Here is a 13609-nt window from a genome sequence, read left to right on the forward strand (position 1 = left end):
GTTATTCTCTAGCATATTCTACGCTTCCATGACCAGGATATAAACTTAAGTTACGAGACAATTGTATTATTCGTTGCTGAGAGATTTCTGCATCAACTCGATTACTATTAGGAAAAGAAGCAATCACTTTCAAGCCTGGTATATATGAATCACCACTGAAGAAACAGCCACTTACTATATAGCATAAACAGCTTTTGTCATGCCCCGGAGTCGCATAAACCGACACAAAACTATCATTGCCAGAAAAGAGCCTCAATTTTTCCCCTTCATTAATAGTAATAATATTCTCCGGCCGACAGCAAACGATATCTTCTGCCTCCATGTGATAACGTGAACAATTCAATTTAGGTGACAATAAAGCTATTTTTCCAAATTCATTTGTATAGAGAATCAACTCAGGATATTGCCTCAACAGTTCATTAATACCATAAATATGGTCATAATGAGTATGAGTAAACAATACACCAACTAACTTTTTTCCTTCGGGAATAGCGTCTATCACTTTATCCGCATCTCCCGCATCAACAAGCCAGCATTCACTACTATTCTTCGTGTAAAGCAGGAATGTATTGGAATTGTAAACAGAGTTAATTATCTGTTTTATCGCCAGCATATCTTATCAACTCAGGAAAAACCCCGTCCGTAGACGTATCCATAACCATAGTTCCCCATGCCAAACCTGTACCAAAGGCACTACACACAATTTTCTTCCCATTAAACTTTTCTCTAAGTTTACTAATGATCATTAATGGTATGGATGTAGATGATGTATTACCAAAATCTGTGATATTATATATACACTTAGAATCATCAACTTTCAGCCGCTTTTGAATAAACTTATTAATCATTTGATTTGCCTGATGAATCAAGAAATAGTCTACATCAGCCTTATCTACTGCTAGTTTAGATAAAAGTGCATTAATCTCTTTAGGAGCAGTATTTACTGCAAAAGAAAAAATACTATCTCCTTCCATATTCGCTTGAAGTCTATTTCTCAAAATATCATCCTTACACATTACATACTCAAAAGATTCTTTAGTTACAGGGTTTCTATATCCACCATCAGGAATAATTAATGATTTAAAATTACTTCCATCAGTATGCATATCAAAGATGATCGGTGAAGCTGATGTATTAAATTCAAGAGCCGTAGCTGTTCCAGCATCACCAGCCAACAAATTTACTCTGTCATAAGGAGATTTAGCTTTGGTAGATGTTTCCCCTACAAGCAATAGCCCTTTCTTAATTTTCCCAGCACTCAAAATTGCAGAAATTGCGGAAAGTCCGTAAATCCAACCAGGACAACTCATCGTGATATCAAAACTCATACAGTTAGAAGAAAGCTTTAATCTGTCTTGAAGGACACATGCTGTAGCTGGAAAAATATAATCCGGAGTTTGAGAGACAAATATCAAGCACTCAATCTCTTCCTTTTCCCAATCCAATTTCTCAATTAATCTTTCTGCTGCCTCTAAACACAAATCAGAAGAACAAATTCCCTCTTCGGCAATATACCTTCTTTTGACTCCGGTGGTTTCTATGTATTTCTCTAATTCTTTTTTATCTTCTATGAGAATAGAATCTATATTCTCAACTTGCTTCGGAGGCACGCAAGCGGAGATTCCTGCTATTTTTACATTATCTATCTTAAAAAATGCCATATTCGTTATCTAATTTCCGATAATTGATCTTGCCAGACTCATTTCGATAAATTTCATCTACACATTTTACAGTAAAGGATGTTAAAGGGAGCCCTGTTTTTATTGAAATGAGTTTTTTAACTTGTTCTTCTTTTCCTACCTCTGTTACATACACAAACATTCTATTATCATTTCCACTACATGCACAATCAATAAATAATCCATCTGCTACTATTTTCTCACATTGATCCAAACTAACTCGCAAGCCGAATAACTTTAAGAAACGTTTTTTCCTACCAATAATAAAATAGCAACCGTCCTCATCCCTAAAGGCTATATCACCAGTACAATATTCACCTTTAAACTCATCGCCCTTCACCAAATCCTCTACAGACTCCGCATATCCCATTGTCACATTAGGACCTTGATAACACAATTCTCCCTCTACATTAGAATTGGCTACAACTTTACCTTGGTCATCTTTTAATACAATAGTTCCTCCTGGAATTGCGAAACCTATACTAGCACATTTTTTAGTTGCCAACTCAGCTGGAAGATAAGCTAATCTAGCAGATGTTTCTGTAGTACCAAAAGTTGCAATGAACCGCTTACCATTATCAGAGGCATATTCTGAAAAATACTCAAATAGAGAATTTGAAAGTTTCCCCCCGCCCTCAGCCATTGTCTTGAGATATGGCAAATCCATTTGAGTAAATTTCATTTTCTTCAGGATTTCATAGCTATATGGAACTCCTGTGAAATTAGTTCCCCTTTGTTCCTTAATAAAATTCCAAAAGAGCGGACTTAAGAGATGATTAGAAAGAAGCAAAACTGTTGCGCCAGCATATAAATGACTATTGATAACATTCAGCCCCATAGTATATTGCATTGGCAAATCACAGATCCCCCTTTCAGTAGTATTCCATCCAAATACATTTGCAACATTTTGAGCATTAATTTCTATGTTGCCATATTTATGACGTACTAATTTAGGACTTCCAGTAGTACCTGAGGTGGTTAATAACAAAGATAAATCAGGATTTAAAGCAGGTGTATCATTAGTTGTTCTATATAGTACATAGCCTAAATATTCTTCAATAATCTCCGTTTCCCCAATCCCTTCCATATTTGAAGGACACCATATATACTCAGGCTTATATATATTATAAAGATTATCAAGCAATCCTTTCTCTATACTAGCATTAAGTAGTAAAGCAACATCTTTATTGTCATACAAAGCCAAAAATCCCGCCAATGATGGTGCAGTGTTTTTACATAAACAAAACACTAGTTTTCTTTCAGGAATTTTCCTTTTCAAAGCATCACAAAAGATTGTTAAGTCTCCATATGTCAATCTATTCCCACTATCATCAATAATAGCGGTTGATAGCTTGTTTTTTTTGTCTATATCAAAAATCATATAAACTAAAATTCGATATTACGCTTCCTCAAAATGTCCAAACCTGCCTGATAAGAAGTAAAAGCAATGATTTCATCAGGTTCAAATTCTATTTGAAACTCATCCTCAATAATTGCCATCAAACTCATTTGTCCAATAGAATCCCAACGTTCAACAGTATCCATCGTTGCACTTTCCACACTTTCACATGGAAGTTCCAAACCTTCCACAAACGCATTTTGATATTTCTCTAAATTTGTCATAACTGATTATTTTAACAAAAACTCAATTTTACTAGCTATCTGCTCAGCTGTTAATCCATGCTGTTTCCAAATATATCTCAAAGAGCCAAGTTCACCGAATCGATCATTTACACCTATTCTTACTAATCTAGCATGTAAATTATTATCACACTTATATTCAGCAATGGAACTACCCAATCCTCCAATAATATTATGCTCTTCAACAGTAACAACCAAACGATGAGTAGAGAAGATAGTATCTAAAAGCCCCGTATCTAAAGGTTTAATAGTATACATATCCACCACAGCAGCATTAACATTCTTTTCTTTTAACATTTCAGCAGCATCCATAGCCTCTCGAACCATTAAACCAGTTGCAAGGATTGCAACATCTTCACCTTTTTTGATTATATTAGATTTACCAATGGTAAAATCACAATCTTTTTCATAAACAATAGGGCAATTTAATCCACCAGACAGCCGTAAATAGACCGGACCTTTAATCAAAGAAGCAGCAATAACTAACTTAATTGCAGCCAAACAGTCAGAAGCTGAAAGAATAATTATATTAGGCAAAGCTCTTACAAGTGCAATATCTTCTGTAGCCCAATGAGACACAGCTAAGGTCTCCATTGCAAAACCAGCAGAATTTCCTATTAACTTAACATTAAATTGATGATAAGAGAGATTTTGACGTATCATCTCAACTGTTCTTGCAATAATAAATTCAGCATAAGTACAAGCAAACACATTACTACCAGATTCAGATGCTATACCAGCCGCAATACCTATCATATTTTGCTCGGCAATGCCCACATTAATGACCTTATCCGGGTAGTTTGCATAAAATCTATCCAAGCTTGCAATAGCAATACTATCTGCAACCACAACTCTCAAATTAGGATCGCTTTTAGCTACTTCAAGCATACCAATACCGGCAGCTGCTCCTTTTTGCCCTAATCTAGCATAAGCTTTTATAAGTGGAGTACTAATAACCATATACTCTATGAATTTAAAATTTCTGCGTAAGCTGTTTTATATTGCTCTTCTGACAATACAGCCTGATGCCATAATTTATTATTCTCCATAAACGAAACGCCTTTTCCTTTAACCGTTTCAGCTATCAAAGCATAAGGCTTATCAATTGGCCTATATTGTAATGAGTCTATCAACTGCTCGACACTATGTCCATTCACCGTTTTAGATTCCCAACCAAAAGATTTAAACTTAAGTTCCATATCCATTTGTGCCATCCAATCTTCTGTATTGCCATCTACTGCCATATAGTTCCTATCAACAATCACAGTTAGATTATCCAATTTATAATGTCCGGCTGTAAGGACAGCTTCCCAAATAGAACCTTCATTACATTCTGCATCTCCCAAAAGAACATATACATGATATGGAAGATTATTTTGTTTAGCATAAATAGATTTACCTACCGCAAAGGAAAGCTCCATACCCAGACTTAAGGAAGCATACTCTAAGCCTAAATCCAAATTCCTTTGATGACCAACTAACAAACCATTGTCTTCTTCATATGAGTTTAACTCTTCAATTGGGAAAAACCCCATTTCTGCCATTACAGGAAATTCAGCCAATCGAGCATGCTCTTTACCTGCAATAAAACGATCACGTCCTTCCCATCTTGGATTTGAAACATTATACTTTAAAATAGAACCATAAAGTACCGCATAGATTTCAATACAGGACAAGCTACCACTCAAATGGGCTCCTCGTCTTCCAGCAGCCAACGCCATATCCAAAGCATGAAGGCGCATTTTTCTACAAAGATTTATGAGTTCTTTAGAATCTAACTTACCACTTTCCATAATTATCGTCCTCCATCAACTTTAATAATCGCACCATTGATATATGAAGCTCGTTCCGATGCCAAGAATAAAGCTACTTGAGCAATTTCTTCTGTTTTACCCAAACGTCTTAACGACGACTCTACTGATAACTGTTTTAATTGCTCAGTATTATATTGTTGAATCATTTCAGTTTCTATCGGTCCAGGAGCTATGGCATTTACCCTAATTCCAAGAGGCCCCAATTCTTTCGCCAAACATTGGGTCATAAATAATACGGCAGCCTTACTACTTCCATACGCAATCTTACCTGGCTGTGGTTCGATACCTGCAATAGAGCCCATATTAATTATTACCCCACTCTTTTGTCTGACCATTTTTTTTGATATTTTCTGAATCATATTAAGCATTGAAAAATAATTAATATTAAACAACGCTTTAACCTCCTCCAGTTTACTTTTATTTAATAATTTCACAGTAGAGATACCAGCATTATTAATAAGTACATCAATTTTTATATTCTCATCAAGTATACTTTTGATTCCAATATCAAATGACTCACTATCAGTTATATCAAAACAGACCGTTTTTATCCAAACATTGTGTTTTTGTTCCAGCTCTGATTTCCACGAAACAAAATCCTCATTTTCTTTTCGCATACAAGCCCAAATATTAGCACCAGCTTCTGCGAATACCTTTACAAGCTCCTTCCCAATGCCACGGTTAGCCCCTGTTATGATAATATTTTCACCTTCCATTTACATGTTTTTCCTGTTCGTTTTTTTAGGTAATTATTTCACTTTAAATTACGTCCGCCGTCAATCACTAAATTGGTACCTGTAACCCAAGCTGACGCATCCGAAAGTAAATAAATGATAGCATAAGCAATCTCTTCCGGATTGCCATAACGTCTTAAAGGATATTGTTCTATATCTTTAATTACATCTTCTTTTGTTAACCAAGAACTTGAAATTAAAGGGGTATTAACCCTACCCGGATGTACAGCGTTACATCGAATGCCCTTTCCTGCTAATTCTAAAGCTGCAAATTTCATATAAGCACTCAACGCACTCTTTGAAGTTCCATAAATACCATTAGCAAGAGCTATATTATTATATCCAGAGATTGATGCAGTAAATACTACAGAAGAGGGATTTCTAAGTTTTTTTTTCTTCACTAAGTACTTCAACAGTAGCATAGGGGAAAAACAATTAATTTGAAATACTTCATTTAAAACATTTGAAGAATAATATTGCAACGGTAACATTTTACTCACCCCTGCATTACTAACACATCCATCTAACAACGGTAATTGAGCTACCAAATATTCACAAGCCTCTTCATTTGTCAAATCAGCAACAATTATAGTATGTTCTTCATTTTGAATAGTTAATTGTTCTTTGGTCTCTTGCAAAGACAACTCCTTCCTACCAGTCAAAATCAAATTTGCTCCAAGTTTTGAACATTCTATAGCAGTAGCTCTTCCAATACCAGATGAAGCTCCCGTAACAAGTATCGTTTTTCCTTCTAAAGAAAATGGATTATAGCTCATTACTTAGATTTAAGGATCATATATAACTCTTCAATAGTCTTTGCCTGCTTAATTTCATCACTTGTGATAATAACACCATATTCCTCATCCACCATAGCTATTACAGATAGTGCCAATAACGAATTCCACTCATCATTATCTTTAAAATCAGTCAATGCTGAAAAGTTACTAGTGTCAATGTCATCAAACAAATTCACTATGTTTTGAATAAAATCTTGTAATTCCATATTCTTAAATTATTTTATTATTAATATCAATATCACTTAACTGCAAAGGTTCTCCCATAGGAATGTATCTCTTTGCTATTTGTCCTAACATCTGTTCATAATAAACAGGCGATAAGCCATCAGCAGGTCTAAATGATTTTGTATTCTCAACGGTAAAAATATCACCTGGATTAATATCCACAATGGCATAAATGGCTCTTCTTTTAGCCCGTTCTCTATCCGAGATTTCTCTTTTTATCCCCCCTAATGCACTTTCCACATCTCTTACATCATCCACCATTTTCCTAAATTCTTGAGGTTCCATCGAAAAAGAAGAATCTGGCCCACCCAACGATCTATCTAAAATGAAATGCTTTTCTACAATTCTTGCACCTAATGCAACAGAAGTCATTGGAACCACACTCCCCATCGTATGATCTGAAACCCCAACTACAGTCTTAAAAGTAGCAATCATATCAGGAATTGTCAGAAGATTGGCCTGTTCTAACGATGCAGGATATTCTGACGTACATTTCAACAATGAAACATCTTTATTCCCCATTTCATAACAAGCATCAAGAGCGATCTTTATATCATTGTAATCGGCAACACCTGTAGACATAATTATAGGTTTGCCTACTTTGGCCACCTGCTTGATAAGAGGTATATCATTTATCTCAAAAGAAGCAATTTTATAGATAGGAATTTCCATCTTTTGCAAAAAAGCCACCCCTTCTAAATCAAATGGTGTAGAAAAGAAATCCAAACCTAACCGTTCTGATATATTCTTTAATTCCGGTTGCCATTCATAAGGCATATAAGCATCAGCATATAATTGATAACGGGTAACTCCTTTCCAAAGACCCGACTTTATCATACCGAAATGTTCGTTATTTATATCCATAACAAGCGAATCCGGCTTGTATGTTTGTACTTTAACTGCATCAGCGCCTGAAGCCGCCATTGCTTCAATAGTTTTTACAGCTAAATCAAAATCATGATTATGGTTGGCTGACAATTCTGCAATAATATAAACTCTATTCTCTTTTAGTTTCATAAAATCACCATTTAACGGGATTTTGTTTGTTGAATTTAACAAACTGATTTATCAATTTATCTCCTGATAGTTTTCGAAACTCAATTGCAGGCGTATGCATTTTCACATATTTCCTACCATCAATTTCTATAATCTTATCCTCTATTGCTCCAAAGAATCTGGATAATTGATATGCATTAGTATTACCCCACAAAAGATGCCCAAAAAGATTTTCAAATCCTAATTCGTCAAAAAACAACTTTTTATAGTAATACTGCATCTCTATACCTATACCAGAATTTGCCATATACGGTGAAAGGTAGTATCCAGGTTCTCCTTCTTTATGTTCATAATCTACGTTTATGATACTCAACACCCCTATTGGTATATTATCCCTATAAAATAGCCAATAATATGCATCATTCCTTTCTGACAAATTACGCACAAAAGTACAATGATTTTCAAACGGAATAATATCCTTTGTTATCATCCACTTACGTATATCCTCATGATTTCTCCACTCCCAAACTAACTTCACTTCTTCAAGAGTAAGACCTACAAAGTTTTTATACGTATAGTCATTTATTTGATAAATTTTATTTCGATCTATATTCATAACAAATGAAAGATTGAGATATATTTTTCTTTTTGTTTTGAATAATCAATAAAAGATGCTACGTTCAAATTATCACATGTTAAAGCTGCAGCCAACGAGTTTAGATAATTTTCATCAAGTAGATTTCCTAATGGTACAATGGAATTAGTCTTCAATAAAGCATTATACACACCTAACTGGTTATCAACATAATATCCAGAAAGAACCTTTGTCCCTCTTGATAACGCCTCATAACAAATCATACTACTTGATAATATAGCAAATTTTGATACGTCAAAAAGGTTAGCTATTTCTTGTGCGGAAGCATCTATGTGGACTGCTAACCCTTCTGACAAAAACTCACGAATTCTTTCAGTACCAATAACACTAGAAGCTATGAGATGAATTTCATATTGAAGTTTACAGTTTTTCAAATACCTAAATGTTTTCTCCGTCAGTAAATATTGATCTGTACCTCCAAAACATATTGTGATGATATTAGATGATATTTTTTTTTCTGATTTATATTTCCTAAATGGTGCACGAAGAATAACCCACTCAAACCCACATAATATTTTAGTATATGGTTCAACAGAATACTTTGAAAAATCCTCTTCTACATAATTAATTAGAACATCTGAATAGTGATGCATATTATATGGAGCCAAACAAACCAATTTACATCCCTTTCTCTTTATTTGTCTCTCATATTCAGATGTAAAGAAATAATTATCCAAAAAAACTATTTCATTACCGGAAAGACAGGAAAGAAATACATCAAATTTAGTTTCATCAGACGGAAGAGCTACAAGATCACAAACTTCACCAACTGCTTGCTTTTGATATTCTGTCGGTTCTTGAGTATAAAATACACACTCAAAATCATCTTTTAGCATATCTGCTAAAGCCAATGTACGAACAAAATGACCATAACCTATTTGAACATTAGCATCTGCTCTAAATAATATTCTTTTCTTCAATCTTTTATTATATAGCAGTAATATGAATTAATATTTCAGGTATTTACCCGCGAACATACAGCATTTTGTACTTAATTTCTGCCATCTTCCAATCCTGTTCTGTATCAATATCTTGCACTCGATCTTCGTCAACCACTATCCCTCCCCTTTTAATGTCACCAGAGAGCCAACGGTCAATCTTATGCCAATAAAATGTGCCTGAATCATGATAGGCAGATTCCAAATCCTGACTACGAGTTTTAGCATATTCCGGCCAATTGAAATAAATTTCCCCCTCACTGTTCATACCATATGAACGCAATATAGGATATGAGAACTGTACAATAGGTACTATAGACGAAAAATCCGAGTGAATCAATCTTTCATAGCCAACAACAATATCCTCATTCAGAAGTAGTGGAGAAGTTGCCAGAATACAACACATATTATCAAAAAAATCTCCTTGTTCTTTATACCTATCCAATACTTCTCGAATAACATCTGCTAATGTAGCATAATCATTTGCCGTTTCTTCTGTTCTCAAGAAAGGAACTGAGGCTCCATATTGTCGTGCCACTTCTGCTATTTCTAAATCATCCGTTGATACCATTACTTCATCAAAGAGATGCGTTGAAAGAGCTGTTTCAATGGAGTAGGCAATGATAGGTTTACCCATAAAAGGCTTGACATTTTTATGAGGAATACGTTTGCTACCACCACGAGCAGGTATAATTGCTATGTTCCTCATCACCTTACAAATTCTAAAACCTTTTCAATTACCCAGTCCTGTTCTTCATTAGTAAGTGAAGGAAACATTGGTAATGCCAAACACTTAGTGTAGTATTCCTCAGCAACAGGACAATCTCCTTCTTTCCATCCAAATTGTTTATAATATGGCATCAAGTGTGCCGGTGCATAAAGAACTTGGGCAAAGATGTTATTCTCACGCAAAAAGTCATACAAGGCTTTTCTATTATCAACCAAAATAATATATAAGTGAAACGCATGAAGGACATTATCTGCTCTAAAAGGAGTTTTAATAACGGTTCCTTCAAAAGCTTTATCATACTTCTTTGCAATCTCCCCACGACGAAAAATACTCCAATCCATCCTCCCTAACTGAGAGATTCCCAATGCTGCTTGAAATTCGGTAAAACGGTAGTTATAACCAAGCTCTTGCATTTCATAATACCATCCGCCATCATGCCTTGTTAACTTTTCCGAATCACGAGTAATACCATGAGTTCTATAAAGACATACTTTTTCGTACAGTTCTCTATTGTTAGTTGTAACAGCTCCCCCTTCACCCGTAGCAATATGCTTTACCGGATGGAAAGAAAAGACTGTAAGATCCGCATATGAACTATTACCAACTCGGTTTACTATCCCCTTACTATCAGTAAAGGTGGCTCCCGGAGCATGGCAAGCATCTTCCACAATAGCAAAACCATATTGGTCTGCAAGTTGCCTCATTCTCTCCCCATCAATCGGATATCCAGCAAAATCTACAGGAACTACAGCTTTATACGTTCCTTTAGGCGAAGCTTTCAGAATAGTTTCCAATTTATCTAAATCCATCAAGAAGGTTTGAGGATGGATATCACAAAAAGTAATTTCCGCTCCTTGATAGCGAAAACCATTGGCACTAGCTACAAAAGTATTTGGGGTAGTAATAATCTTATCACCGGGCTTAATGCCCAAAGCCATAGCACACAAATGCAAAGCTGCGGTACCATTACTCACCACACAAGCATATTTACTATTACAGAATTGAGCAAATACACTCTCAAATTTATTAATTTTTGGCCCCTGAGTAAGATAATCAGATTTAAGGGCCTCTACAACAGCCTGAATATCCTCGTCAGTAATATACTGGCGACCATAAGAAATAATATGGTCTATCATATCATTATTTTACTTTAAAACTTGAATTTACATATTTACGTATCTTATCTCTCAATGATTCAACAGTCTCCCACTCTGTATTCGTATCTGAACCATAAACAAAACCTTCTGAAACTAATTCAGCATTGTAATGAGCAAGATAAGTCTCCTTGTTGCGGTTATCGGTAAATGCTATTGCAGGAAGGATTGCATACGAATTACCTAAATCAATCGTATTTATTGCATCATCTTTCGTTATCATCTGTTCGTGCAACTTTTCGCTTGGACGAACACCTACTTCATTTTGCAAAAGATTAGGAGCTATTGCTATAGCCACATCAGTAATACGATATGACGGACACTTCGGAATAAAAATTTCTCCTCCTAAATGATTTTGTATAGCGAACATTACCATATCTACTGCAGATTGCTGTGTAACATTAAAACGGGTCATACGTTTATCCGTAATGGGAAGCTCCTTTGCCCCCATATTCCTACGTACAATAAAATATGGAATAACAGAACCTCTTGCCCCCATTACATTGCCATAGCGGACCACAGAGAACTTAACATCTTTTCTTCCTTTTATATTATTGGCAGCCACAAAAAGCTTATCGGCTAACAACTGAGATGCTCCATATAAATTGATCGGTGCACATGCTTTATCTGATGATAATGAAATTATATTTTTTATATTACAAATAAGAGCTACATCTATCACATTTTGTGCTCCGATAACATTCGTCTTTACACACTCTTCCGGATTATATTCTGCCGTATCAGGTTGGGATATAGATGCGGCATGAATTAAAATATCAACCCCATCACACGCCCTTAACAAACGATCCTTATCTCTTACATCCCCTATAAAGAAACGCAACTGAGGATATTGTTTGTGGGGATATTGCTGCTGCATAGTATATTGAGCAGATTCTCCCCGAGAATAAACAATAATCTTTTTTACACCGGGATAATCCCGAAAAACCGTTTCTACAAACTTTTGTCCAAAAAAGCCTGTACCTCCAGTTATAAGTATAGATTTACCATTCAGCATATTTATTTTATTCTACAGGTTCAAAATATGTATCAGGACGATTGGGATCAAAGCAATCATTACTCCAAATAATAGTAACCATATCTTCTGTTTCAGAAAGATTAATTAAGTTGTGAGTGTATCCCGGGAGCATCTCTATTACTCTTAAATTACTACCATCCACACTATAACTGATAACTGGATATTTATTACCGTTCTCATCTACACCAACTTTTCGCAACTGAATAAGACCGCAGCCACTTACTACTAAAAAACGTTCAACACTATTATTATGCCAGTGTTGTCCCTTAGTTATGCCAGGTTTTGAAATATTAATAGATATCTGCCCATGATTTTCTGTTTTTATAAACTCTGTAAAACTCCCCCTTGTATCTATATTCATATTCAGAGCAAAAGATATTTTGGATTCCGGTAGATAAGATACAAATGTTGAGTAGAGAGCTTTCTTAAAAGAATCACTTACATAAGGCACTTGAAGAGAAGCTCTTCCTCTTTCAAAAGAATTCAACAAATCAACAACATCTCCCAATCTCACCCTATGCACGTTAGGCACATAGCAGAATCGCCCTTCTCTATATTCGTCACCAGTCAACGCGTTAATTAACTCATCTACTACATCATCTATATAAACAAGATTCAACATCACATTAGGATCATTTACCTGAATAGGCAAATCATTGGCTATGTTATTACAAAATGTTGCTATAACAGAATTATAATTTGGTCGGCACCATTTACCAAAAAGATTCGGGAAACGATATATTAACACTTTTGCACCTGTTTCTTCTGCATATTGAAACATCAAATCTTCTCCAGCTTTTTTCGACTGTCCGTACGGATTATCTAATGCAGCTTGACTTGACGACGAAATCATAACAGGGCATTTATTTCCATATTTTTTCAATGTATTAAGAAGTGTGAAAGTGAAATCAAAATTCCCTTTCATGAACTCACTAACATCTTTCGGTCTATTAGTTCCGGCCAAATTAAACACAAAATCCGCTTTTTGGCAATAGGCTTCAAGTTGTTCAAGTCCTGAATCAATATCATACTCCATTATGGTGATATTAGGATCTACTTTATACCAACGAGCTCTATTAGTAGCGATATTATTCAATTGCGCACAGAGATTCTTTCCAATAAAACCTTTAGCGCCTGTTATAAGTATATTCATTCCTTATATAATTACAAATTGTTATTACCCACAATACACATATCCTTTCTATAAGGA

General features: G+C 35.1%; 16 protein-coding genes. All 16 read right to left on the reverse strand.

Going from position 1 to position 13609, the window contains the following annotated elements; genetic code table 11:
* Position 1 precedes the first annotated feature (1 nt).
* From HMPREF9447_RS07340 to HMPREF9447_RS07415, 16 genes are read right to left on the reverse strand one after another with little or no spacing between them, the layout of a single operon-like run.
* Positions 2-613: an MBL fold metallo-hydrolase gene (locus HMPREF9447_RS07340; RefSeq protein ID WP_009129073.1), complete on the reverse strand. Its 612-nt coding sequence runs from the start codon at positions 611-613 to the stop codon at positions 2-4.
* Positions 588-1661, reverse strand: a complete 1074-nt coding sequence (locus HMPREF9447_RS07345) for a 3-oxoacyl-ACP synthase III family protein (protein ID WP_009129074.1) — start codon at positions 1659-1661, stop codon at positions 588-590. The genes HMPREF9447_RS07340 and HMPREF9447_RS07345 overlap by 26 nt, the downstream gene beginning before the upstream one ends.
* Positions 1648-3060 carry an AMP-binding protein gene (locus HMPREF9447_RS07350; RefSeq protein ID WP_009129075.1) on the reverse strand — a complete coding sequence of 471 codons (1413 nt, stop codon included), beginning with the start codon at positions 3058-3060 and terminating at the stop codon, positions 1648-1650. Before HMPREF9447_RS07350 ends, HMPREF9447_RS07345 begins: the two co-directional genes overlap by 14 nt.
* A 5-nt stretch (positions 3061-3065) precedes the next feature.
* Positions 3066-3302 (reverse strand): phosphopantetheine-binding protein, encoded by a 237-nt coding sequence (locus HMPREF9447_RS07355; RefSeq protein WP_007663580.1) that lies wholly within the window; start codon positions 3300-3302, stop codon positions 3066-3068.
* Positions 3303-3308: 6 nt separating this feature from the next.
* Positions 3309-4280, reverse strand: coding sequence for a transketolase family protein (locus HMPREF9447_RS07360; protein ID WP_009129076.1), 972 nt, complete (start codon positions 4278-4280; stop codon positions 3309-3311).
* A 5-nt stretch (positions 4281-4285) separates the two neighbouring features.
* Positions 4286-5113 carry a transketolase gene (locus HMPREF9447_RS07365; protein ID WP_029328249.1) on the reverse strand — a complete coding sequence of 276 codons (828 nt, stop codon included), beginning with the start codon at positions 5111-5113 and terminating at the stop codon, positions 4286-4288.
* Between the two features lie 2 nt (positions 5114-5115).
* Positions 5116-5850 (reverse strand): SDR family NAD(P)-dependent oxidoreductase, encoded by a 735-nt coding sequence (locus HMPREF9447_RS07370; RefSeq protein WP_009129078.1) that lies wholly within the window; start codon positions 5848-5850, stop codon positions 5116-5118.
* A gap of 38 nt (positions 5851-5888) precedes the next feature.
* On the reverse strand, positions 5889-6644 hold the full coding sequence (locus HMPREF9447_RS07375; protein ID WP_009129079.1) for an SDR family NAD(P)-dependent oxidoreductase: 756 nt from the start codon (positions 6642-6644) through the stop codon (positions 5889-5891).
* On the reverse strand, positions 6644-6871 hold the full coding sequence (locus tag HMPREF9447_RS07380; RefSeq protein ID WP_009129080.1) for an acyl carrier protein: 228 nt from the start codon (positions 6869-6871) through the stop codon (positions 6644-6646). Before HMPREF9447_RS07380 ends, HMPREF9447_RS07375 begins: the two co-directional genes overlap by 1 nt.
* 4 nt (positions 6872-6875) lie before the next feature.
* Positions 6876-7907: a pseudaminic acid synthase gene (gene pseI / locus HMPREF9447_RS07385; protein ID WP_009129081.1), complete on the reverse strand. Its 1032-nt coding sequence runs from the start codon at positions 7905-7907 to the stop codon at positions 6876-6878.
* Positions 7908-7911: 4 nt separating this feature from the next.
* The gene (gene pseH, locus HMPREF9447_RS07390) at positions 7912-8502 is read right to left on the reverse strand and encodes a UDP-4-amino-4,6-dideoxy-N-acetyl-beta-L-altrosamine N-acetyltransferase (protein WP_009129082.1); all 591 of its coding nucleotides are present in this window, start codon (positions 8500-8502) and stop codon (positions 7912-7914) included.
* A complete protein-coding gene (locus tag HMPREF9447_RS07395; protein WP_009129083.1) occupies positions 8499-9461 on the reverse strand; it encodes a hypothetical protein in 963 nt (320 codons plus the stop codon). The genes pseH and HMPREF9447_RS07395 overlap by 4 nt, the downstream gene beginning before the upstream one ends.
* A 43-nt stretch (positions 9462-9504) precedes the next feature.
* Entirely contained in the window at positions 9505-10188 is a 684-nt protein-coding gene (gene pseF, locus HMPREF9447_RS07400) for a pseudaminic acid cytidylyltransferase (RefSeq protein ID WP_009129084.1), read from the reverse strand.
* Positions 10188-11345 (reverse strand): UDP-4-amino-4,6-dideoxy-N-acetyl-beta-L-altrosamine transaminase, encoded by a 1158-nt coding sequence (pseC, locus tag HMPREF9447_RS07405; RefSeq protein ID WP_009129085.1) that lies wholly within the window; start codon positions 11343-11345, stop codon positions 10188-10190. Before pseC ends, pseF begins: the two co-directional genes overlap by 1 nt.
* Before the next feature lie 4 nt (positions 11346-11349).
* A complete protein-coding gene (gene pseB, locus HMPREF9447_RS07410; RefSeq protein ID WP_009129086.1) occupies positions 11350-12378 on the reverse strand; it encodes a UDP-N-acetylglucosamine 4,6-dehydratase (inverting) in 1029 nt (342 codons plus the stop codon).
* A 7-nt stretch (positions 12379-12385) separates the two neighbouring features.
* Positions 12386-13552 carry a capsular polysaccharide biosynthesis protein CapF gene (locus HMPREF9447_RS07415; RefSeq protein ID WP_009129087.1) on the reverse strand — a complete coding sequence of 389 codons (1167 nt, stop codon included), beginning with the start codon at positions 13550-13552 and terminating at the stop codon, positions 12386-12388.
* Positions 13553-13609 lie beyond the last annotated feature (57 nt).

This window comes from Bacteroides oleiciplenus YIT 12058, from assembly GCF_000315485.1.
Classification (GTDB): domain Bacteria; phylum Bacteroidota; class Bacteroidia; order Bacteroidales; family Bacteroidaceae; genus Bacteroides; species Bacteroides oleiciplenus.

Excerpts from the sequence above, each read along its gene's own strand:
- HMPREF9447_RS07340 (WP_009129073.1), bottom strand. The coding sequence starts at position 613 with ATGCTGGCGATAAAACAGATAATTAACTCTGTTTACAATTCCAATACA.
- HMPREF9447_RS07345 (WP_009129074.1), bottom strand. The coding sequence starts at position 1,661 with ATGGCATTTTTTAAGATAGATAATGTAAAAATAGCAGGAATCTCCGCT.
- HMPREF9447_RS07350 (WP_009129075.1), bottom strand. The coding sequence starts at position 3,060 with ATGATTTTTGATATAGACAAAAAAAACAAGCTATCAACCGCTATTATT.
- HMPREF9447_RS07355 (WP_007663580.1), bottom strand. The coding sequence starts at position 3,302 with ATGACAAATTTAGAGAAATATCAAAATGCGTTTGTGGAAGGTTTGGAA.
- HMPREF9447_RS07360 (WP_009129076.1), bottom strand. The coding sequence starts at position 4,280 with ATGGTTATTAGTACTCCACTTATAAAAGCTTATGCTAGATTAGGGCAA.
- HMPREF9447_RS07365 (WP_029328249.1), bottom strand. The coding sequence starts at position 5,113 with ATGGAAAGTGGTAAGTTAGATTCTAAAGAACTCATAAATCTTTGTAGA.
- HMPREF9447_RS07370 (WP_009129078.1), bottom strand. The coding sequence starts at position 5,850 with ATGGAAGGTGAAAATATTATCATAACAGGGGCTAACCGTGGCATTGGG.
- HMPREF9447_RS07375 (WP_009129079.1), bottom strand. The coding sequence starts at position 6,644 with ATGAGCTATAATCCATTTTCTTTAGAAGGAAAAACGATACTTGTTACG.
- HMPREF9447_RS07380 (WP_009129080.1), bottom strand. The coding sequence starts at position 6,871 with ATGGAATTACAAGATTTTATTCAAAACATAGTGAATTTGTTTGATGAC.
- pseI (WP_009129081.1), bottom strand. The coding sequence starts at position 7,907 with ATGAAACTAAAAGAGAATAGAGTTTATATTATTGCAGAATTGTCAGCC.
- pseH (WP_009129082.1), bottom strand. The coding sequence starts at position 8,502 with ATGAATATAGATCGAAATAAAATTTATCAAATAAATGACTATACGTAT.
- pseF (WP_009129084.1), bottom strand. The coding sequence starts at position 10,188 with ATGAGGAACATAGCAATTATACCTGCTCGTGGTGGTAGCAAACGTATT.
- pseC (WP_009129085.1), bottom strand. The coding sequence starts at position 11,345 with ATGATAGACCATATTATTTCTTATGGTCGCCAGTATATTACTGACGAG.
- pseB (WP_009129086.1), bottom strand. The coding sequence starts at position 12,378 with ATGCTGAATGGTAAATCTATACTTATAACTGGAGGTACAGGCTTTTTT.
- HMPREF9447_RS07415 (WP_009129087.1), bottom strand. The coding sequence starts at position 13,552 with ATGAATATACTTATAACAGGCGCTAAAGGTTTTATTGGAAAGAATCTC.